At 72.0% G+C, this 19,147-nt stretch carries 17 protein-coding genes and 1 riboswitch; of the genes, 4 read left to right on the forward strand and 13 right to left on the reverse strand.

The genetic code is table 11. The features are described 5' to 3' along the window. Positions 1-79: 79 nt before the first annotated feature. From ACZ5CZ_RS32745 to fxlM, 4 genes are read left to right on the forward strand one after another with little or no spacing between them, the layout of a single operon-like run. Entirely contained in the window at positions 80-1,312 is a 1,233-nt protein-coding gene (locus ACZ5CZ_RS32745; protein WP_468948003.1) for a protein-L-isoaspartate O-methyltransferase family protein, read from the forward strand. Further along, the gene (locus tag ACZ5CZ_RS32750; protein WP_468948005.1) at positions 1,309-1,854 is read left to right on the forward strand and encodes a hypothetical protein; all 546 of its coding nucleotides are present in this window, start codon (positions 1,309-1,311) and stop codon (positions 1,852-1,854) included. The genes ACZ5CZ_RS32745 and ACZ5CZ_RS32750 overlap by 4 nt, the downstream gene beginning before the upstream one ends. Next, a complete protein-coding gene (locus ACZ5CZ_RS32755; protein WP_468948006.1) occupies positions 1,851-3,230 on the forward strand; it encodes a phosphotransferase in 1,380 nt (459 codons plus the stop codon). Before ACZ5CZ_RS32750 ends, ACZ5CZ_RS32755 begins: the two co-directional genes overlap by 4 nt. A 32-nt stretch (positions 3,231-3,262) precedes the next feature. Beyond that, complete coding sequence (gene fxlM / locus ACZ5CZ_RS32760) at positions 3,263-6,085, forward strand: methyltransferase, FxLD system (RefSeq protein ID WP_468948007.1); 2,823 nt, start codon at positions 3,263-3,265, stop codon at positions 6,083-6,085. 45 nt (positions 6,086-6,130) lie between these two features. Here the strand turns inward: fxlM and ACZ5CZ_RS32765 are convergent, their stop codons facing one another. The 13 genes from ACZ5CZ_RS32765 to ACZ5CZ_RS32825 all read right to left on the reverse strand — a co-directional run bounded on the left by ACZ5CZ_RS32765 (position 6,131) and on the right by ACZ5CZ_RS32825 (position 19,039). Then, entirely contained in the window at positions 6,131-6,727 is a 597-nt protein-coding gene (locus tag ACZ5CZ_RS32765) for a dihydrofolate reductase family protein (protein WP_468948009.1), read from the reverse strand. 339 nt (positions 6,728-7,066) lie between these two features. Then, entirely contained in the window at positions 7,067-8,227 is a 1,161-nt protein-coding gene (locus ACZ5CZ_RS32770; RefSeq protein ID WP_468948011.1) for an LLM class flavin-dependent oxidoreductase, read from the reverse strand. Between the two features lie 93 nt (positions 8,228-8,320). Then, on the reverse strand, positions 8,321-8,878 hold the full coding sequence (gene ssuE / locus ACZ5CZ_RS32775) for an NADPH-dependent FMN reductase (RefSeq protein ID WP_385846896.1): 558 nt from the start codon (positions 8,876-8,878) through the stop codon (positions 8,321-8,323). A 52-nt stretch (positions 8,879-8,930) separates the two neighbouring features. Further along, entirely contained in the window at positions 8,931-10,082 is a 1,152-nt protein-coding gene (locus tag ACZ5CZ_RS32780; protein ID WP_385846897.1) for an LLM class flavin-dependent oxidoreductase, read from the reverse strand. Next, positions 10,075-11,166: an LLM class flavin-dependent oxidoreductase gene (locus ACZ5CZ_RS32785; protein WP_468948014.1), complete on the reverse strand. Its 1,092-nt coding sequence runs from the start codon at positions 11,164-11,166 to the stop codon at positions 10,075-10,077. Before ACZ5CZ_RS32785 ends, ACZ5CZ_RS32780 begins: the two co-directional genes overlap by 8 nt. Beyond that, positions 11,163-12,536: an NtaA/DmoA family FMN-dependent monooxygenase gene (locus ACZ5CZ_RS32790; protein WP_385846899.1), complete on the reverse strand. Its 1,374-nt coding sequence runs from the start codon at positions 12,534-12,536 to the stop codon at positions 11,163-11,165. Before ACZ5CZ_RS32790 ends, ACZ5CZ_RS32785 begins: the two co-directional genes overlap by 4 nt. A gap of 22 nt (positions 12,537-12,558) precedes the next feature. Further along, complete coding sequence (locus ACZ5CZ_RS32795) at positions 12,559-13,767, reverse strand: LLM class flavin-dependent oxidoreductase (protein WP_385846900.1); 1,209 nt, start codon at positions 13,765-13,767, stop codon at positions 12,559-12,561. Between the two features lie 77 nt (positions 13,768-13,844). Then, positions 13,845-13,931, reverse strand: a complete 87-nt coding sequence (locus ACZ5CZ_RS32800) for a putative leader peptide (RefSeq protein WP_385846984.1) — start codon at positions 13,929-13,931, stop codon at positions 13,845-13,847. A gap of 59 nt (positions 13,932-13,990) precedes the next feature. Beyond that, positions 13,991-14,716, reverse strand: a complete 726-nt coding sequence (locus ACZ5CZ_RS32805; RefSeq protein ID WP_385846902.1) for a GNAT family N-acetyltransferase — start codon at positions 14,714-14,716, stop codon at positions 13,991-13,993. A 91-nt stretch (positions 14,717-14,807) separates the two neighbouring features. After that, positions 14,808-15,833 carry an ABC transporter substrate-binding protein gene (locus tag ACZ5CZ_RS32810; RefSeq protein ID WP_468948017.1) on the reverse strand — a complete coding sequence of 342 codons (1,026 nt, stop codon included), beginning with the start codon at positions 15,831-15,833 and terminating at the stop codon, positions 14,808-14,810. A 69-nt stretch (positions 15,834-15,902) separates the two neighbouring features. After that, positions 15,903-16,700 carry an amino acid ABC transporter ATP-binding protein gene (locus ACZ5CZ_RS32815; protein ID WP_468948019.1) on the reverse strand — a complete coding sequence of 266 codons (798 nt, stop codon included), beginning with the start codon at positions 16,698-16,700 and terminating at the stop codon, positions 15,903-15,905. Beyond that, positions 16,697-17,677, reverse strand: a complete 981-nt coding sequence (locus ACZ5CZ_RS32820; RefSeq protein WP_468948021.1) for an amino acid ABC transporter permease — start codon at positions 17,675-17,677, stop codon at positions 16,697-16,699. The genes ACZ5CZ_RS32815 and ACZ5CZ_RS32820 overlap by 4 nt, the downstream gene beginning before the upstream one ends. Before the next feature lie 324 nt (positions 17,678-18,001). Continuing rightward, a riboswitch (SAM riboswitch) is annotated at positions 18,002-18,110 on the reverse strand. 65 nt (positions 18,111-18,175) lie between these two features. Beyond that, positions 18,176-19,039 (reverse strand): glutathione S-transferase C-terminal domain-containing protein, encoded by an 864-nt coding sequence (locus tag ACZ5CZ_RS32825; RefSeq protein WP_468948023.1) that lies wholly within the window; start codon positions 19,037-19,039, stop codon positions 18,176-18,178. Positions 19,040-19,147: the final 108 nt, after the last annotated feature.

Consider the following 19,147-nt stretch of genomic DNA (forward strand, 5'->3'; position numbering starts at 1 on the left):
GCAGCACGCCACAGTGCTGACATCCGCCGTGCCCGCCCCAGCTGAGGCCCACGAGTGCGACGGGTGCAGTGACACCGCCATGTCCGCCGCGCCCTTCCTGCCGCCGCAGTCCTCCGCCGACACGCCCGGGGCCGCGGACGCCCGGGCGGCGATGGTCGCCCGGCTCGAGTCGAGCGGAGAGCTGCGGCCCGGGCCGGTGCGCGAGGCCCTGCTCGCGCTGCCGCGCCAGGTCCTGATGCCCCAGGCGTATGTGCGGCGCAGCGCTCCGGACGAGACCCCGCCGCGCTGGGATCTGCTGGACTGGACCCGCCCGGCCGACCAAGGGGAGCTGCTGGAGCGGCTGCACAGCGGTGACAGTGTCGCGATCCAGCACGACGGGGAGCCGATCCTCGGCCGTACTGCCGGGTCGCGCCGCGGGGGCGTGATGACCGCGATGTCGAGCACGATGGGCATGACCGCGGATCTGCTCCAGCTCCTGGACCTGCGGCCCGGGCAGCGCGTGCTGGACGTCGGGACCGGTGCCGGGGTGACCGCGGCGGTGGCGTGCTTCGTGTGCGGTGACGCAGGCGTCGTCACCCTCGACATCGACCCGCACGTCACCGCGGCCGCCCGCGAGCGCCTGTCCGCACTCGGCTACCAGCCGGCCGCGGTGACCGGGGACGGCACCGCAGGCTGGCCCAACGCAGGCCCGTACGAGAGGGTCTTCGTCTCCTTCGCCGTCCGCCGCGTACCGACAGCCCTGGTGGAGCAGCTGGCGCCGGGCGGGCGCGCCCTGATGACGCTCGGGACGTCGTCGCCGTCGTGGCCGGGCCTGGCCGTGATCGACAAACGGCCGGACGGGAGCGTGGAGGCGGAACTGCGCGCGGTCGAGTTCGGGCACCGCGCCGGTGCCGGCTTCGACCGGCTGTTCCTGTCCTCCTCCTTCCGTCATACGATCGCCACGGCCGACGGGTGGACGCAGCGCACCCGGCTCGCGCCGCCGGCGGACACGGCGCGCGGCATGTGGCTGGCCCTGGACGCCCTGTATCCGGGACTGGTGCGCCACTTCGGGGCCGAGGACCTGACGATCGGCGCGCCCGAGTGCGGGTCGTGGATGCGCGTGCGAGCCGCCGGCCACCGCCGGTGGGACGTGACGACGTGCGGGCCACGGGACATCTGGGCGGAGCTCCAGGACGTCGCCGCCCGCTGGCGGGCGGCCGGTGAACCGGCCGCCTACCGGCTCCACCTCGACACCGCCGACGTCCAGCGGGTCACCAGCCCGAACGGCGCCCTGACCTGGCAGCTTCCCCACCCTCCTGGAGATGCACGATGACCCGCCCCGACCAGCCGGCCTCGGACGACGCCCTGTTCGGGTTCGAGGCCGACGACTGCGCCCGTTCCCGTCCCGGCACGAGTGAAGGCGTGTCCCGCCCGGAGGTCCTGGCCATGGTGGACCGGGTGGCCGCGCCGTACGCCGTGGTGGTGATCACGGGAGACGGCAGCCTGGGGACCCACGAACCGGAATGGACCGCCGCCCTTCGGGGACTGATCCAGACCTACCTCGGAGACGACCGGCGCGCGGGCGCCCGCAGCACGTACACCGGAACCGACCGCTCCCACGAAGACGGCCTCGCCGACTCGGCGTTCAGCAACATGACCGCGCACCACTCCCCCGTTTCCCGCGCATGGACACCCGCAGACGTCCTCGGCTACCTGCGCCCCACCAGCTTCGCCCGCCCCGCATTCTTGGCCGTCCCGCACCACGAGGTCGAGGCCGCGGCGGTCCGCCTCCTCCGGGGCTATGCCTGCGGCGGCTTCCTGAAGGGGCACGCAGAGTTCACGGTGCTCGCCCACCGCCCCGGTGGTGACGCGTGACCGGCACGCAGCGGCACACCGAGCCGCTCGACGTTCACCTCATCGCCCTGCGCGACGGCCCGGCCGGACCGGAGGTGCTGCTGTCCCGGCGGGCCGGCGACGTGTACGCGGCGGGATGCTGGCACCTGGTCAGCGGGCACCTGGACGGTCCGTGGGAGGACGTGGTCACGGCCCTGGTGCGCGAAACCCGGGAAGAGACCGGCATCGTCGTCGATCCGACCGACGTCCGCGCAGCCGTCACCGTGCACCACCGCTCCCCCGCCGGGGCTGCCCGACTTGGGGTGTTCTTAGAGGTGAGGCGCTGGGACGGCACCCCAAAGGTCATGGAACCCCAGGTGTGCGACGCGATGGGCTGGTTCGCGCTCGACAAGCTTCCGGAGCCCATGGTCGCGTACTGCCGGGCCGGGCTGGACGCCTACCGGGCCGGTGCGCGGATGGCCGTGCACTTCCAGGAGCCCGGCGACCCGATCGCCTACACTCCGGCCGCCGACCGGCTGACCCTCGTCCCCCAACCCGGCAGCCTCGGGGCGGTCCCGCACGAGGTGCGCGCCTTCGCCGAGCGGGCGGTGGGCCGGATCACCGACTGGGCGGACGTGTCCTGGGCGCGCGAGGAGAGCCGCGTATGGCGGGCGAGCGGCGCCGAGGGCGGCGCGTGGTACGTCAAGATCCATCAGAACGACCGCTTCCACCAGCGGGAAGTCGCCGCGCTCCGCGGCTGGGTGCCGGCTCTCGGCCCGGCCGCGCCCCGCCTGGTGGCCGCCGACACGCAGCTGCGGGCCGTGGTGCTCACCGTGGTGGGAGGCCGGTCCCTGCACGGCGCCACGTACTCGCCCGAGCAGCAGCGCCACATCTTCCACCGTATCGGGCAGCTCGCAGCCGCCATCCACACCAGCGCCCCACCGCGCCCGGCCGCAGGCGCACCGCCCCTGGGGAAGCTGGAGCGGCACCTGCACGGAGCCCGGCCCCACCTCGCGCCCGGGGACGAAGAGTTCATCCGCACCACCACCGAGAAGGCTGCCCACCTGCCCGCCCTGGAGGCGGTCCCCACACACGGCGACTTCCAGCTGCGCAATCTGCGGTGGGACGAAGACGCCGATGTCCTGTACGTGATCGATTTCGAGCGGTCGGAGGAAGGCCCGGCGATCAGGGATTTCGTCCGGCTGGCCGATGCCTGGCACGGCCGCGCCGACCTTCGGCAGGCTGTGCTGGACGGCTACGGCCGCGCCTTCACCCGGGAGGAAGAGGCCCGGTTCACGGTCCTGTCCGCCCTGGATTCGGTCTCCGGCATCTCCTACGGCGCCGCCCACGGCGATCCCGAGCTCGTCGAGCGCGGCCGACGCACGCTGGCCCGGCTCCGCGCCGCACCACGCCCCTGACCCCACCGCATCTACCCACGAGGAGCAGCACATTGACGTACACCGTCCGCGATCAGTGGGAGCAGCACTTCCGCGACGGCAAGGGGTTCCGGCGGGTCGGTGAGCGGGAGCGGGAGCTCCTCGCCGAACACACCCCCGCCCCGGACGACGGTGGCCGGGCGCTCGACGTGGGTTGCGGCACCGGCGAGCTGACCGCCTGCCTCGCCTCCCTCGGCTACACCGTGGACGCCGTCGACTTCACCGAGAGCGCGCTCGCCCGGGCCCGGGAGGAACACAGCGACGTCGAGGGCGTGCGCTGGCTGCAACTGGACATCGAGCGCGACGACCCCGTCCCGCTGCACGAGGAGGGGTACGACCTGGTCGCCATGCGCCTGATGTACCCGTTCCTGAAGGACCGTGGTCGGGTCCTTCACGGGCTGGGTGGGCGGCTCCGGGACGGCGGCGCTCTCGTCGTCATCACCCCGGTGGCGGCGAACACACCCGAGGAGCGGCGAGGCATCGCCTTGGACGAGGACGAGATCGCCGTGCTCGCCGCCGGATGGGAGACGCTGGAGCGGCTGGACGCGGACGGTCTGGCCTTCCTGGTCCTGCGCGGCCCCTGTCACTCCGGCACCCGGGCCGTCGAGAAGCGGCCGACCACCGCCCATGCCCTGACCGGCGCCCTCGCTGTCGTCACCGACGGCGCCGGCCGGGTCCTGCTCGGCCGGTCCCGCCGCGGCATGTTCGAGCTTCCCGGCGGCAAGACCCGCGGCCCAGAAGGCTTCGCCGCCGCGGCGGTCCGCGAGCTCGCCGAGGAGACGGGCCTGGTCGCCGACCCGGCGGATGCGTACGTGGTGACGATGCTGGTCGACGACAGCCACGGCATTCCACGCCTCACCGCCGTCGTCCGCATCACCGCGTGGACGGGCACCCTGACCAACCCGGAGGAGGACAAGTTCGACCGCTGGGAGTTCTTCGACCTGCACGCTCTCGCCTGTGTCGGAGACATCTTCGTCCCCGCCGCATCCGCGTTGGATGCCGTATGGCCCGGCGTCATCCCGGACCTGCCGCCCGTGATCTCCTACCCGCTCGCCGCCGACCGGCCGCCGGTGCCGGGTGAGCCGGCCGAGGCCGTCCGGCTGCGGCAGGCGATGGCCCAGATGGTGATCGACGGCGGCTGGGCCCCGTCCGAGCCGGTGCGTGACGCGCTGCGGACCGTGCCCCGACACCGCTTCGCCCCGGAAGCGCATCTGGCGGCCGCGTACGACGGCGGCGACCGCGCCCTCGTCACCCGCCGCGACGAGACCGGGACGGCGATCAGCTCGGTGTCCGCGGCCTGGCTCCAGGCCGACATGCTCGAAGGCCTGTGCCTGAAACCGGGCGCGATCGTGTTCGAGGCGGGCTCCGGTGGCTACGACGCCGAGCTGATCGCTCACGTCGCCGGGCCCGAGGGGCGAGTGGTGACCGTCGACATCGACCCGTGGGTCGTACGCCGCACCCGCGCCTTCCTCACGGAGGCCGGCAGTGGACGCGTCACCGCCGTCGAGGCCGACGCAGCGCTCGGCGCCCCGGCCCACCTCGCGCCCCGCGCCGGCTTCGACGGCAGCGTGATCACGTACAACTGCTGGGACGTCGCGCCGGCCTGGCGCGAGCAGCTGGCCGAAGGCGGGCACCTCGTCCTGCCGCTGGAGCTGGGCGGCTACACCCGGACGATCGCGTTCGAGCGGCGCGGCGAGGTGCTGCATGCCCGCCGCTTCACCTACTGCGGCTTCGTCCGCGACCAGGGGCAGCAGGCCCATGCCGTCCCGGTCGTCCCTCTCCTCGGCGGCGGGCTGACCCTTCGCTTCGACGACGGCGCCGCCGCCGACACGGAGGGCCTGGAGGAGGCGCTGCGCGGACGGCGGCACGAGGTCGCGACCGGCGTGACCATGGGAGCGGGCACCTATTTCGGCTCCCTTCAGCTGTACGCGGCCACCACCCTGCCCGCCTTCTGCCGCCTGGTTGCCCACCAGGACCCGGGAGATGGGGTGACCGGCGTCGCGGTGGACCGGGACGCACCCGCCATCGTCGGCGACGCCTCGCTCGCCTATCTGATCCACATCCAGACGAAGGACGGTGACCGCCCGGAGGACAAGGAGTGGGAGTGGGTCGTGCACGCCTTCGGCGCGGGGGGCCCGCAGCTCGCCGATCAGCTCGCGGCCACGGTCCGGGCCTGGGACCGCCATGTCCGCGCCGAGGACAACGACCAGCACGCCGATCCCGTGCTGACGGTCCACCCGGCCGGCACGCCCGACCATCTGCTGCCCGCCGGGGACGTCTTGGACAAGGAGCACTCCCGGCTGGTGTTCCGGTGGCCGGGGCCGGGACGGACACCTCCCGGCCCCGGCCCGGGGCGCCGACACGGTCACGGCGACCATGGGAGAAGCCTGATCGTCTGGCTGAACGGCCCCTTCGGCGGCGGCAAGACCACCCTCGCCGCCGGGCTATGCCGCACCGTGCCCGGCGCGACGGTCGCCGCCCCGGAGACCGTCGGCGACCTGCTGCGCAGCACGCTCGCCGGACACGCCCTGCGGCCCAGGGACTACCAGGACCTGCCGGTGTGGCGGCAACTGACCGGCGCCTTCGTCGCCGGCCTGGCCCGGCACACAGGCGGCCACGCCATCGACACCAGCTCCCTCACCCCCGAGCAGACCCTCCACACCGACCCGTCCACGCCGGTCGGCGCCCGTCCACGACCTTCCGGGCCGAGCGCGCGGAGCGGGGTCGTGAGCCCGGCGGCCGGTTCCCCCTCCGCGGCGGTGTTCGTGCCACCGCACGCCCCCGACGACCAGGTCCGCCCTGGCATGCGGCATGGCGGCGCTTGCGTGAGCCTCTGAGCGCGCCCGCGCCCGGCCGCCACAAGCGCCGCCCGTCCGGAGCGTTCAGTTGCCGGCGCGCGTGTAGGTGAGGAACACTGCGCCGCTCTTGAGGACGGTGTGGTCCGCGAGTGTCCAGGTACGCGGGTCGAAGGCAGCCTTGCGGGAGAACAGCGGGATGCCGTCGCCGATGGTCAGCGGGCCGACTTTGAGGATGAGCGTGTCGATCTCGGCGTACAGGGAGCCCGCGAGCTCGGCGCCGCCCAGCAGCCAGATGTCCTTGCCTTCCTGCTGCTTGAGTTCGCGCACGGTCGCCACCGGGTCGTCGGCGACCAGTTCGACGGCCGAGTCCGGGCTCTCGGTCAGGGTCCGGGAGAACACCAGGTGGCGCAGGTGGGGGTAGGCGTCGGGGACGCCGGCCGCAAGGCCGATCTCGTAGCTGCGCCGCCCCTCCAGCACGGTGTCGAAGTGCGTGCCCTCAGCCGTGACGGACAGTGCCTGCCGGGCCTGGACGGGCAGTGTCTCCGGGTACTCGGCCACGAGGTGCTGTATGTAGTCCTCCGTTATGGGCCAGAAGCCGTTGGGACCGGTGGGGTCCCCGCCGTCCGGGCCCGCGATGAAGCCATCGAGCGTGGTGGCGATGTAGTGGACGAGTTTGCGCATGCCGGGTCCCTCCGTTGGTCACGCTGTCGCGTTGCGGCCCGGCACTGCCGGGTGGCGTGCCAAGATGCGAGGCCGCTGCATGATCATGGCACCCGTCCAGCCGACGCGAGCACCGTGCCGTCAATCTCGTGAGCATTCGTCCGTGTGCTCGGGTAGCTTTGCCCACTGCAAGTGACAGCGTCTGGTGGCCATTTGGGCAGTAGTCGAACCCTGGTGCGGTCGGGGGCTTCGTGCTTCCTGGAGCCGCTTCACCGCCGACCTCCATCGCCCACAACATCCTCACCGGCGGGCTGTTGGAGTCGCTGTGTGCGAGGAGGACACGGTGGGCGAACACCTACCTCATCGCGCGCTCCCGGCACCAGCGAAGGGAACCTGGGCCGCGGGGGCCGCCTGCTGGCCCTGCGGGTGCCTCCACAGGCCCTGTGTCCGGAGCTTCGGCAGTACGCCCTCGCCGAACCAGTACGCCTCCTCCAGGTGCGGATACCCGGAGAAGATGAACTCCTCGATCCCCAAGGCGGCGTACTCCTTGATCCGCTCGGCGACCTCGGTGTGGCTGCCGACCAGGGCGGTCCCCGCCCCTCCGCGCACCAGTCCGATGCCCGCCCAGAGATTGGGGTGAATCTCCAGCCCGTCCCGGCTCCCGCCCCCGTGCAGGGCCAGCATCCGCTGCTGGCCCTCGGACTCGCTGCGGGCGAGCCCCGCCTGCACCTGCCGTACGGTCTCCGCGTCGAAGCCCGCCAGCAGCCGCTCCGCCTCGGCCCAGGCCTGCTCGGAGGTGTCGCGGGTGATGACGTGCAGCCGGATTCCGAAGCGGAGGCTGCGGCCCTGCTGCGCGGCCAGCTTCCTGATCCGGGCGATCTTCTCGGCGACCTGTGCGGGCGGCTCGCCCCAGGTCAGGTAGACGTCGGCGTGGCGCGCGGCGATCTCTCCGGCGATCGGCGAGGAGCCGCCGAAGTACACCTCCGGGACCGGGTCGGGCAGCCGCGCCAGCCTGGCGTCCTCGACCCGGAGATGCTCGCCGTGCAGGTCGACGGTCTTGCCCGCCCACAACTCCCGTACGATCTCAAGAAATTCGCCGGTACGGCGGTAGCGGGCGTCCTTGTCGAGGAAGTCGCCGTAGGCCCGCTGCTCGTGGCTCTCGCCGCCGGTGACGACGTTCAGCAGCAGCCGTCCGCCGCTCTGCCGCTGGAAGGTGGAGGCCATCTGGGCCGCCAGCGTGGGCGAGACGAAGCCGGGGCGGAAGGCGACCAGGAACTTCAGCCGCTCGGTGTGCCGGCTGACCATCGCGGTGGTCAGCCACGCGTCCTCGCACCAGGCGCCGGTCGGGGTGAGCACGCCGACGAAGCCCAGGTCCTCGGCGGCGCCGGCGATCCGGCTGAGATGGGCGACCGTCGGTGGCCGGTCCTGTCCGGAGGCGGTGGCGGGGGTGCCGTGACCGCCGCCGACGACATGGCGGCTGTCACCGTTGGTGGGCAGGAACCAGTGGAAGGTGAGGGTCACGCGGGGACTCCGATCGGCCGGTTGTGGGGGTGCGTCACAGAAGGTGGTGGCGGGGCGGCCCTGAGGCAGCGTCGCCCAGGACCGCCGCGCCACTCAGCCGGTGGCCGCCAGCAGCGTCGTACGACCGCCCAGCGCGGCCGAGAACTGGTCGGTGACCTGGAACAGCGCCTCGGCCGAGCCCGGCGCGACGGTCACCGTGCCGTTGTCGCCCACGGTGATGTCCTTGTCGAGGGTGAACCAGCCGGGGGTGATGTGGGCGGGGCCCATGGAGGCGAGGACCGGGCGCAGGGCGTAGTCGATGGCCAGGACGTGGGCGGTGCTGCCGCCGGTGGCCAGCGGCAGGACGGTCTTGCCGACGAGCGCGTACTGCGGCAGCAGGTCCAGCAGCGCCTTCAGCAGCCCGGAGTAGGCGGCCTTGTAGACGGGGGTGCCGATCACGACGCCCTCCGCCTGCTCGAACAGGGCCGCGGCCCGGACTATCGCGGGATGGCCGAAGTCGGCGTGCAGCAGGGCCTCCGGCGGGAGGGTGCGCACGTCCAGCGGGATCACCTCGTGTCCCTGGGCGGTGAGCCGCTGGTCGAGGTGGCGGAGCAGCCGTCCGGTGCGGGAGGTCGGGGAGGGGCTTCCGGAGACGGACAGGATGGTGGCCATGACGGGACCTTTCGGTTGGTCGGGGGGAACGTCCTCGGGACGGGCGTGGGCATCAGCTCGGCGGCTGGGACGAGTGACCCCTTCGGCGCCATTCCTCCGCGAGGAGTTCGTACGAGCGGACCCGGTCCTTGTGGTCGTGGGTGATCGTCGTGATGAGCAACTCGTCGGCGCCCGTGGCCTCCTGGAGCTGTTCCAGCCGGTCGGCCACCCGGCCCGGGGAGCCGACGAACTGGGTGTCGAGACGGTCCTGGACGAGGGCCTGGTCCTCGTCGGTCCAGGTGCGGGCGCGCGCCTCCTGCGGGGTGGGGAACTCGATGGCACCCTCGGCGGTGCGGATGCTGCGCACCCACGGGCCGTAGCCGGTGGCGAGTTCGCGGGCGGTGGCGTCATCGTCGGCCACGACGACGTCGGCCGAGACGCTGACGTAGGGCTTGTCGAGCACCTCGGAGGGCTGGAAGTAGGCCCGGTAGCCCTCCACCGCCTCCAGGACCGTGGCGGGGCTGACGTGGTAGTTCGCCGCGAACCGCAGACCGTTGCGGCCCGCGACGGACGCGCTCTCGCCGCCGCTGCTGCCCAGGATCCACACCTGGAGATCGGCGCCCTCTCCGGGCACGACATGCGCTTCGACACCCTCCGGGGAGCGGTAGGTGCCGGCGAGCAGGGCCAGGATGTCGTCGATCTGCTCGCCGTAGTCCTGCGATTCGGCGCCCGGCAGCAGGAGCAGCCTGCGCTGGAGGGCGATGCGGGGGGAGCCGAGCAGCTGCGCGAAGGAGAAGGGGGGCGGGATCAGCAGGCCGTTCGGGGCGCGGCCGTCGACGACCGGGGTGGTCGTGGGCGGCGGTGTGTCCGACGGTCCGGGCGGGCGGCCCCCGGAGCGGCCCAGGCCCAGATCGAAGCGGCCCGGGTGCAGCGCGTCGAGCAGACCGAACTCCTCGACGGTGGACAGCGCGGTGCGGTGACCGAGCTGTACGGCTCCGGAGCCGAGCCGGATGGTCGAGGTGGCGGAGGCGGTGAGGGCCAGGACGACGGCGGGTGAGGTGCCGGCCACGCCGGGGTTGAGGTGGTGCTCGGCGAACCAGTAGCGGGCGTATCCCAGGCGCTCGGCCTGCTGCGCGAGGTCGATCGAGTTGCGCAGGGCATCGGCCGCCGTCGAGCCGGACGGGATGGGTACCAGGTCGAGGACGCCGAGGGCGATGTCAGACATGGACGGACTCCTGGGTGAGTGGTTGCGTCGGAAGCACGGGGCCCCACGCGAAGGGTGGGTCGGGGATCTCGCGCCGCAGCACCGGGGCGACGTCGGACTGGAACAGCTCGAGGGAGGCGCGATGCGCGGCGTCGGACAGTCCGCCGGCGTCGGCGTGGAGATGGAGCACCGTGTGCCCGAACTCCTCGTGGTAGCGCCGCACCTTCTCGATGACCTGCTGCGGGCTTCCGATCAGGGCGGAGCTGCGGGTGACGAAGTCCTCCAGGGTCTCGAAGACCACCGGCAGGCCCGCCTGCTTGGCGTAGGCCAGGTTGGCCTCGAAGACCGGCCGGTAGGCGGCGAGGGCCTGCTGGGAGGTCGGGGCGATGTGGACACCGGCCGTGCCGGCACCGACCGCGATCCGCGCCGGGTCGTGACCGTAGTGCTCCCAGCGTTCCCGGTAGTGGCGGATCAGCTCGGCGTAGGGCTCGATGGGGTGGGTGACGTTCGCCGAGAACAGCGGGTCGCCGTAGCGGGCGGCCAGGTCGACCGACTCCTTGCTGGTGGCGCTGCCGTGCCAGACCCGGATCGGCTGCTGGTACGGCCGCGGCCACACCTCGGCGTCCGTCAGCGGGGGGCGGAACCGGGTGTCGGCGGTGACCTTGTCCTGCCGCCAGATCTTGCGGAACACCTCGTAGCTCTCGGCGTTGCGCTCCCACTGGTCCTCGGGCGTGACCTGGAACAGTTCGCGCTGGGCGGTGCCGTTGCCCTTGCCGATGATCAGGTCGAGGCGTCCGTCGGAGAGGTGGTCGAGGGTGGCGTAGTCCTCGTACGCCCGGACCGGGTCGAGCAGGCTGAGCGTCGTGACGGCCGTGAACAGGCGGATGCGCCTGGTCAGGGCGGCCACATGGCTGAGTACGACGGTCGGGGACGAGGAGATGAAGGGCCGCTCGTGCCGCTCCCCCACGCCGAAGCCGTCGAAGCCCAGCTCCTCGGCCAGGACCGCGTTGTCGAGCACCTCGCGGAAGCGGTCGTGGGTGGACTTCTGCACCCCGGTGACCGGGTCCGGGCGGTGGGTGATGAGGGTGATGGCGAGGAACTTCACGACGCCACCCGGTCCTCGACGGCGTCGGGGTGCGCGAGCCCCAGGTGGTGGCGGAGGGTGGGGCCCTCGTACTCGGTGCGGAAGACGCCCTGTTCCTGAAGGAGCGGGACCACCTTGTCGGCGAAGTCGTCGAGGCCGGTGGGGGTGATGTGCGGCACGAGGATGAAGCCGTCGCTGGCGTCGGCCTGGACGTGGTCGTTGATGCTCTTGGCGATGGTCGCCGGGGAACCGACGAAGGTCTGCCGGTTGCCGGTGTTGATGACCAGGTCGCGGATGGACCAGTTGTTGGCGGCGGCCAGCTCTCGCCACTCACGGGCGGTGGCCAGCGGGTCGCGGTACATGCGCACCTGGGCACGGCCCTTGGAGATGTGGTTGTCGCTGACGTCCGGGTCGATGTCGGGCAGCGGCCCTTCGGGGTCGTAGGAGGACAGGTCCCGGTTCCAGACGAACTCCAGGTGCTTGATGGCGGTGGCGCCGCTGACCTGCTGACGGCGCACCTCCCGGGCGAGTTCCTCGGCCTCGGCGTCGGTGTCGGCGAGGGCGAAGGAGGCGGCGGGCAGGATCAGCAGCTGGTCGTGGCGGCGGCCGTACTTGGCGAGGCGGTTCTTGACGTCCGTGTAGAAGGCCTGCCCTGCCTCCAGGGTGGCGTGCCGGCTGAAGATGGCGTCGGCGCTGGAGGCGGCGAACTCGCGGCCCTCCTCAGAGTCGCCGGCCTGGAAGATCACCGGGCGGCCCTGTGGGGAGCGCGGGACGTTGAACTGGCCGTGGATGTCGAAGTGTTGACCGGTGTGCGTGAAGGAGCCGGCCTTCGCGTCACGCAGGAAGACGCCGGTGGCCTGGTCGGCGACGATCTCGTCGCCGTGCCAGGAGTCGAAGAGCTCGTGCGCGGTGGCGAGGAACTCCTTGGCGCGGGAGTAGCGCTGGTCCTGGGGGAGGAAGCCACCGCGGCGGAAGTTCTCGCCGGTGAAGGCGTCCCAGGAGGTGACGACGTTCCAGGCGGCCCGGCCGCCGGAGAGGTGGTCGAGGCTGGCGAACTGGCGGGCCACCTCGTAGGGCTCGTTGAACGTCGAGTTGATGGTGCCGGTCAGGCCGAGGTGGTCGGTGACGGCGGCGAGCGCGGCCAGCACGGTGAAGGTGTCGGGGCGGCCGACGACGTCCAGGTCGTAGATCTTTCCGCCCTGTTCGCGCAGGCGCAGTCCCTCGGCGAGGAACAGGAAGTCGAATTTGGCGCGTTCGGCGGTACGGGCGAAGTGGGCGAAGGAGCTGAACTCGATGTGGCTGCCGGCCTTCGGGTCGCTCCACACGGTGGTGTTGTTGACGCCGGGGAAGTGGGCGGCCAGGTGGATCTGCTTCAGCGGTTTGCTGGTCATGTCGGTGCGGGGTCCTTCCGGCTCAGGCGGCGGCGTAGCGGTTGGCGGGGCGGTCGAGGCCCAGCAGACCGCGCAGGGTGTCGGCTTCGTAGGCGGTGCGGAAGACACCCCGGCGCTGGAGTTCGGGGACCAGGCCGCGGGTGATGGCCGGCAGGTCGTGTCCGGCGACGGCGGGCCGCAGCCGGAACCCGCTCAGGCCTTCCTCCGCCAACTCCTGCAACACGTCGGCGAGTTGTTCGGGGGTGCCGGCGAAGACGCGGGCGTCGCTGGTGTACGGCTCACCGGCGAGGGCGTCGAGCCGTGCTCGGCGGTCCTCCGCGGCGGTGACCTGGTCGTCCAGGAAGACGACCAGGTCACCGAAGATGTGCAGGGGTTCACCGGCCCGCCCGGCGGCCTCCTGCTCGGCCCGGATCTCGGCGACGATCGCCCGGGCGTGCGCGGTGTCCTGCGGGGTGACATAGCCGACGTCGGCCTGGCGGGCCACCAGCCGGTAGGGAAGGGTCCGGTGGGCGAGGGCGGTGACCAGGGGCTGGCCCTGGGGCGGCCGCGGGGTGATGGAGGGCCCCTTGACGCTGAAGTGCTTGCCCTGGAAGTCGATGTAGTGCAGCTTGTCGCGGTCGATGAAGCGTCCGGTGGCGGCGTCCCGGATCTCCGCGTCGTCCTCCCAGCTGTCCCAGAGCCGGCGCACGACCTCGACGTAGTCCGCGGCCTCGTCGAAGAGTTCGGTGAGGCGTTCCTGCCCGGCCGGGCTGTCCAGTTCGCTCAGCTCGATCGGCGGGAAGGTACGGCGGCCGAAGTGGTCGAACTCGTGCGGCCGGGCGGAGACCTGGACGCGCAGGCCCGCGCGGCCGGTGCTCACGTAGTCGAGGGTGGCGATCGCCTTGGAGATGTGGAACGGCTCGGTGTGGGTGGCGATCACGGTCGGCACCAGGCCGATGTGCCGGGTCAGGGGTGCGATCCGGGCGGCGGTCAGTACGGCGTCCAGCCGGCCGCGGACCTGGTCGGTGCGGCCGTCGAGTTCGCGGTAGTGGGAGGACTGCAGGCCGAGGCCGTCCTCGAAGGTGACGAAGTCGAGCAGTCCGCGCTCGGCCTCGGCGACGAGGTCCGCCCAGTGTCCGGCGGTGAACAGGTCGCGGGGGCGGGCGACTTGCTCGCGCCAGGAGGCGGGGTGCCAGCCGGTTCCGTCGAGGGCGACGGCAAGGCGCAGAGGAGAAACGGGAGTTGAGGACACGAGAGTGCCTTCCTGGAGGTCCGTACGAGATCGCCGGCCCGCGGAGGTCTGGGCGCACGGCGGCTGGGGAAACGGGGTCAGGAGCTACAGAGGGAGCCGGCCACGCGCTGGAGGTCGATGTGGGGCCGGGAGTGCAGGAAGACGGCACGCAGTACACGTGTCATGTCCCGCACCTCCGTCGACGTGGGCCGCGCACTCACCCTCGACAAGGACAACGCCACGGCTATGCCGTTTCTTCCGGCGCGGCGGCCCCGATGTGCCGGACGAGCGAGAAGACCGTGCGGCTGCGCAGGGTGAAGCCGATCGACTCGTACAGCCGGATCGCGTTCGCGTTGGTGGCCGCGGCGTGCAGGAAGGGCTGTTCCCCGCGCTCCTTGATGCCTGCGGCGACGGCACGGACCAGACGGGTGGCCAGCCCCCGGCCCCGGTGGTCGGGGTCGGTGCACACGGCGCTGATCTCCGTCCAGCCGGGCGGGCGCAGCCGCTCGCCGGCCAGGGCGATCAGCCGGCCGCGGTGGCGGATGCCGAGGTAGGTGCCCATCTCGACGGTACGGCGCCGGTAGGGGCCGGGTTCGGTGCGGGCGACCAGGTCGAGGATCTGGGGTACGTCGTCGGGGCCGAGGCGTACGGCCTCGGGGTCGGGCTCGGCGCGCAGGGAGGTGTCCACGAGCTGGACGCCCTGTCCGAGGCTGACGACCTCCCAGCCGTCCGGCGCCTCGGTGACACCTCGTACCGCGGCGGTGCCGCCGGGGCCGACGAGGCGGGCCAGGTCGGCCCAGGCGCGCGGGTCGTCCTCGTCGGAGAGGGCGTGGAAGGGGGACACGTCCTGGTGGTAGCGGGCGGCGTGGCCGATGCGTTCGGCGAAGTGGGCGTGGGGTCCGGTGAGGGCGCCCCAGGCGGGGTTGTCCAGGACGTGCGAGGACGTGGCGTCGACGGTGGTGACGGACATGGCGTGGCGGTCTCCGGGGTACGGCTCGGGGTGTCCGGCGTGCCGGGGACCCCACCGCGAGGTGGGTGGTGGGGTCCCCGGTGCGCGGTGGTCAGGAGTTGTCGAGCGGGAGTCCGGGCGGGTTGACCTGGGACGTGGCGACGGCCTCGTTGGAGAGGTTGTAGGCCTTGAGCCACTCGGCGTACTGACCGTTCTTGATCAGGTGGTTGATGGCGTCGGCGAGCGGCTTGGCCAGGCCGCTGTCCTTCTTGGCGGTGGCCGCGATCAGGCCCTGGAGGCTCGCTCCGGCGCCCGAGTAGGTGCCCGCGGTGCGGGTGGCGTTGGGCGTGTTCGCGGTCTGCCTGTTGTGGTAGGCGATGCCGGGGTTGGGGCCGAAGTACGCATCGATCTTGCCGCCGGACAGGGCCAGGTAGACGCTGTTGCTGTCCTGGAAGTACTTGACGGTGAGCTTCTTGCCCTCCTTGGCGAGCTTCGCCTTCCACTCCAGGAGGATCTTCTCCTGGTTGGTCCCCGCGCTCACGGAGACGGTCTTGCCGGCGAGGTTCTCGTAGGTGCCGCCGAAGTTCCAGGTGCTCTTCTTCGGCACGGTGAAGGCGAGGTTGTCCTGCCGGTAGGAGGCGAACTCGTACTTCTTCTTGCGTTCTTCGGTGTCGGTGACGTTGGAGAAGGCCACGTCGACCTTGCCGCTGTCGATGCCGACGAAGAGGTTCTCCCACGTGGAGTTCTTCACCTCGGGCTTGAGGCCGAGGACCGCGGCGACCAGGCGGCCGAAGTCGGGCTCCGCGCCGGTGAGGGTCTTCTGGTCGCTGCCCACGTAGGCGAGCGGCGGGAAGCCGGCGGGCAGGGCGCCGATGCCGATCTCCAGCTTGCCGCTCTTCCTGAGGGCGGCGGGCAGTTCGGCGCTGATGGACTTGACCTCGGAGACCTTGATGGTGGTCTGCTGGGCGGCGCCGTTGGAGGCCTGGCCGATGACGACCTCGCCGGACCGGGCGGCGGTGTCGGTGGTGGCCGCGTCGCTGTTGCCACCGCAGGCGGCGAGCCCGGTGGCCAGGGAGGCGACGGCGGTCGCCGCGGTGATGCCGCGTATCAGGCTGCGTCGGGTGACGTGGGTGCGCATGGCCGTTCCTTGTCGCTCAGGGGCGGTGATGAGGGTGGTGGCGTGGGGGGAGGTCGTGGGGGCGGCGGGTCACAGGACCTTGCTGAGGAAGTCCCTGGTCCGCTCGTGCCGTGGTGTGTCGAGGACCTCGGAGGGCGGCCCCTGCTCGACGATCTTGCCGCCGTCGATGAAGACGACCCGGTCGGCGATCTCGCGGGCGAAGCCGATCTCGTGGGTGACGATGACGAGGGTGGTGCCGCTGGAGGCCAGGTCCCGGATGACGGCGAGGACTTCGCCGACCAGTTCGGGGTCCAGGGCGGAGGTGGGCTCGTCGAAGAGGATGACGCCGGGGCGCAGCGCCAGGGCGCGGGCGATGGCGACGCGCTGCTGCTGGCCGCCGGAGAGCTGGCGCGGGTAGGCGCCGGTCTTGTCGGCGAGGCCGACCCGGCCGAGGAGGTCGCGGGCCAGTTCCTGGGCTTCGGCCCTGCCGAGCCGGCCGGTGGCGACGGGGGCCGCGGCCACGTTGTCCAGGACGGTCAGGTGCGGGAAGAGGTTGAAGTTCTGGAAGACGAACCCGATCCGTCCGCGCTGGGTGAGGATGGCCCGCTCGCTCAGCTCCTTGAGCCGGTTGCCCTGCCGCTTCACGCCGATCAGCTCGCCGTTGATGCTGACGTGGCCGATCTCGGGCTTCTCCAGGTGGTTGATGACCCGCAGCAGGGTGGACTTGCCGGAGCCGGAGGGGCCGAGGATCACGGTGACCTCCCCCGGACGGACCGTCAGGTCGACGCCGTCCAGGACGCGGTGGGTGCCGTACCACTTGTGCACGTCGTGGACCTCGACGGTGGCGGCTTCGACGTCCGCCAGGGTGTCGGCGGTCTTGGCGGTCATACGGCGGCCTCCCGGCGTATGCGGGCCCGCAGCTCGGTGAGACCGGTGCGGAGCTTCTGGAGGGGCGTGGGCGGCAGGCTGCGGGTGGCGCCGCGGGCGTAGTACCGCTCGACGTAGAACTGGATGACGGAGACGACGCTGGTCAGGATCAGGTACCAGGCGGTGACGACCAGCAGCAGCGGCACGATGTCGCCGGGGTAGGTGGAGCCCATGGTCTGCGCGGAGCCGAACAGGTCCAGCAGGGAGACGTAGAAGACCAGCGAGGTGCCCTTGATCAGGCCGATGAGCTGGTTGACGTAGTTGGGGACGATGGAGCGCAGCGCCTGCGGAAGGACGACTCTGCGGAACTGGTAGCCCTTGGGCAGGCCGAGGGCGGCGGCCGCCTCGTGCTGGCCCTGGTCGACGGAGAGGATGCCGCCGCGCACCACCTCGGCCGCGTAGGCGGCCTCGTTGAGGCTGAGGCCGACGACGGCGACGACCATGTCGGTGGCGAGCTTCGACTCGTCGAAGGAGAAGAAGGCCGGCCCGAAGGGGATGCCGACGCTCAACGTCTTGTACAGAGCGCTGAAGTTGTAGAGGAAGATCAGGACCACGATGAGCGGGATGGAGCGGAACGCCCAGACGTAGGTCCAGCTGACCGCGCGCAGCACCGGGCTCTTCGACAGCCGGGCCAGGGCGAGCAGGACACCGCCGACAAGGCCCAGCACGGCGCTGTAGGCGGTGACTTCGAGGGTGATGAGCAGGCCGTCGAGGATGGTCGGCCGCAGGAACCAGTAGCTCCAGCGGTCCCACTGGTAGAAGGGGTTGGTCACCAGCCCGTGTGCGAACTGGGCCACCAGGACCAGGACGACCGCGGTGGCGATCCAGCGTCCCGGCCGGCGCAACGGCAGTACGCGCTGGGCGGTGAGGGCCTTGGGCGGTTCGGTGGCGGTAGGCGCCTCGGGCAACGTGACGGTGGCGCCAGGGGGTTCGCTCATGGTGGGCTCCGGCTGGGTGGGAACACCCCGGCACCACGCCGGTGTGCGGGGACGCACGGGTCGGCGGGAGACCGGGAGTGGGAAGGGCGACGGCACACCGCGCGGGCGGTGTCGGTCAGGGAGTGCGGGGGCTGGGGGGAGGCGTCAGCCCCGACACCGGGCACGGCCCGGTGCGGTACACAGTGCGCTGTTGACGCGGAGCAGATCGACGGCGCGGTCGGCGACGAGCAGACTCGTGTACGTCCGTACGCAGCCCGGGGAACGGCGTGCGGCCGTTCTGGGAGCTGCGTACATGGCGTCACCGTCACTGTTCCGGCCCTGTGGGCCTCGCGCTTACCGATGTGTCATCGGCCGGGTCGTCACCTGGGGCACCCCACCGCGGTGCGAGGGTTGCCGGTCAGCCAGCCAGGGCTTGTCGCTGACACTCGTGACCGTTCTGGGCCGTAGTTAAGACAATGGCCCGAACGTATGTCAACGCCGTTCCACCAGGTGGAACGGCTAACGGGCCGAGTGTGCCGCCCAGTCGAGGATCTGGACGGCCGATCCGGCGGCCTCCAGCCCGCGGCACCGGGCGTGGTGGCGGCGGTCGATCCCGTCGAGGTCGAGATGGGCACCGAAGGCCGGGTGGGCGGTCACACGGCGGGCGTAGGACCACAGCGCCGGGTGGCCGGCGATGCGCTGGACCGCGGCGGCGTCGAGATGGTGCCGGTGCACGGTGTCGAGCCGGACCAGGGCGACCCACAACTCGACGTCGGCGGCGGTGACTTCGTCGCGGATCAGGTAGGGGCGGCCGACCAGCCAGCGGTCCAGGGCGCCGAGTGTCTCCAGCAGTGTGGCCAGTGCCATGTCACGTTCCGCCGCGTCCGCTCCCACGGCTCCGGCCCGCTGCGCCGCCCCCTCGATTCCCTGCCTGCACATCTGCTCCACGGCCTCGATCTCCGACTCCGCGCCGCACGGGTAGAGCGAGGGGGCGCAGGTGTCGAAGCGGTGGGCGAGGTCGCGCATGATGTCCCGGTCGTGGGTGCTGACGATCCGCCCGGACCAGCCGTCACTGAGCACCGGCGCCGCGGCCGGACCGGAGTAGCGGTGCGCGCTCGCCTCGTACAGCGGACGCAGGGCCGAGTAGCCGCCCTCGGGACAGTCGGGGACGGCGGGCAGGAAGGTGACCGGACAGATGTCGTCCAGGCCGAGCAGGGTGTGGGTGACGGCGATGCGCAGGCCGTCGGGACACGCGGTCGACAGATGGAGCCGGTAGCGGCCTGGCACCGGGTAGTGGCCGCTGCGTGCGTCCCTGCCGATACGGCCGAGGAAGGCGGGCGCGGGGCGGACGGAAACGTGGGCGGCGGGCGTGGTGACGGTCATGACTCTCCCCGAAAGCGGGCGCGGACGTCCGCGCGGCGGATGCGACATCGGGCCGGGCCCCGTGGCCGGATCCCCCTCCTTCGCCCGGAGGGCGGGCCCGGCACTCGG

It is taken from the genome of Streptomyces sp. NPDC031418 (genome assembly GCF_055581605.1).

Bases quoted from the DNA above. Each gene is read 5' to 3' on its own strand.
- ACZ5CZ_RS32745 (WP_468948003.1), top strand. From the start codon at position 80: ATGTCCGCCGCGCCCTTCCTGCCGCCGCAGTCCTCCGCCGACACGCCC.
- ACZ5CZ_RS32750 (WP_468948005.1), top strand. From the start codon at position 1,309: ATGACCCGCCCCGACCAGCCGGCCTCGGACGACGCCCTGTTCGGGTTC.
- ACZ5CZ_RS32765 (WP_468948009.1), bottom strand. From the start codon at position 6,727: ATGCGCAAACTCGTCCACTACATCGCCACCACGCTCGATGGCTTCATC.
- ssuE (WP_385846896.1), bottom strand. From the start codon at position 8,878: ATGGCCACCATCCTGTCCGTCTCCGGAAGCCCCTCCCCGACCTCCCGC.
- ACZ5CZ_RS32780 (WP_385846897.1), bottom strand. From the start codon at position 10,082: ATGTCTGACATCGCCCTCGGCGTCCTCGACCTGGTACCCATCCCGTCC.
- ACZ5CZ_RS32790 (WP_385846899.1), bottom strand. From the start codon at position 12,536: ATGACCAGCAAACCGCTGAAGCAGATCCACCTGGCCGCCCACTTCCCC.
- ACZ5CZ_RS32800 (WP_385846984.1), bottom strand. From the start codon at position 13,931: ATGACACGTGTACTGCGTGCCGTCTTCCTGCACTCCCGGCCCCACATC.
- ACZ5CZ_RS32805 (WP_385846902.1), bottom strand. From the start codon at position 14,716: ATGTCCGTCACCACCGTCGACGCCACGTCCTCGCACGTCCTGGACAAC.
- ACZ5CZ_RS32810 (WP_468948017.1), bottom strand. From the start codon at position 15,833: ATGCGCACCCACGTCACCCGACGCAGCCTGATACGCGGCATCACCGCG.
- ACZ5CZ_RS32815 (WP_468948019.1), bottom strand. From the start codon at position 16,700: ATGACCGCCAAGACCGCCGACACCCTGGCGGACGTCGAAGCCGCCACC.
- ACZ5CZ_RS32820 (WP_468948021.1), bottom strand. From the start codon at position 17,677: ATGAGCGAACCCCCTGGCGCCACCGTCACGTTGCCCGAGGCGCCTACC.
- ACZ5CZ_RS32825 (WP_468948023.1), bottom strand. From the start codon at position 19,039: ATGACCGTCACCACGCCCGCCGCCCACGTTTCCGTCCGCCCCGCGCCC.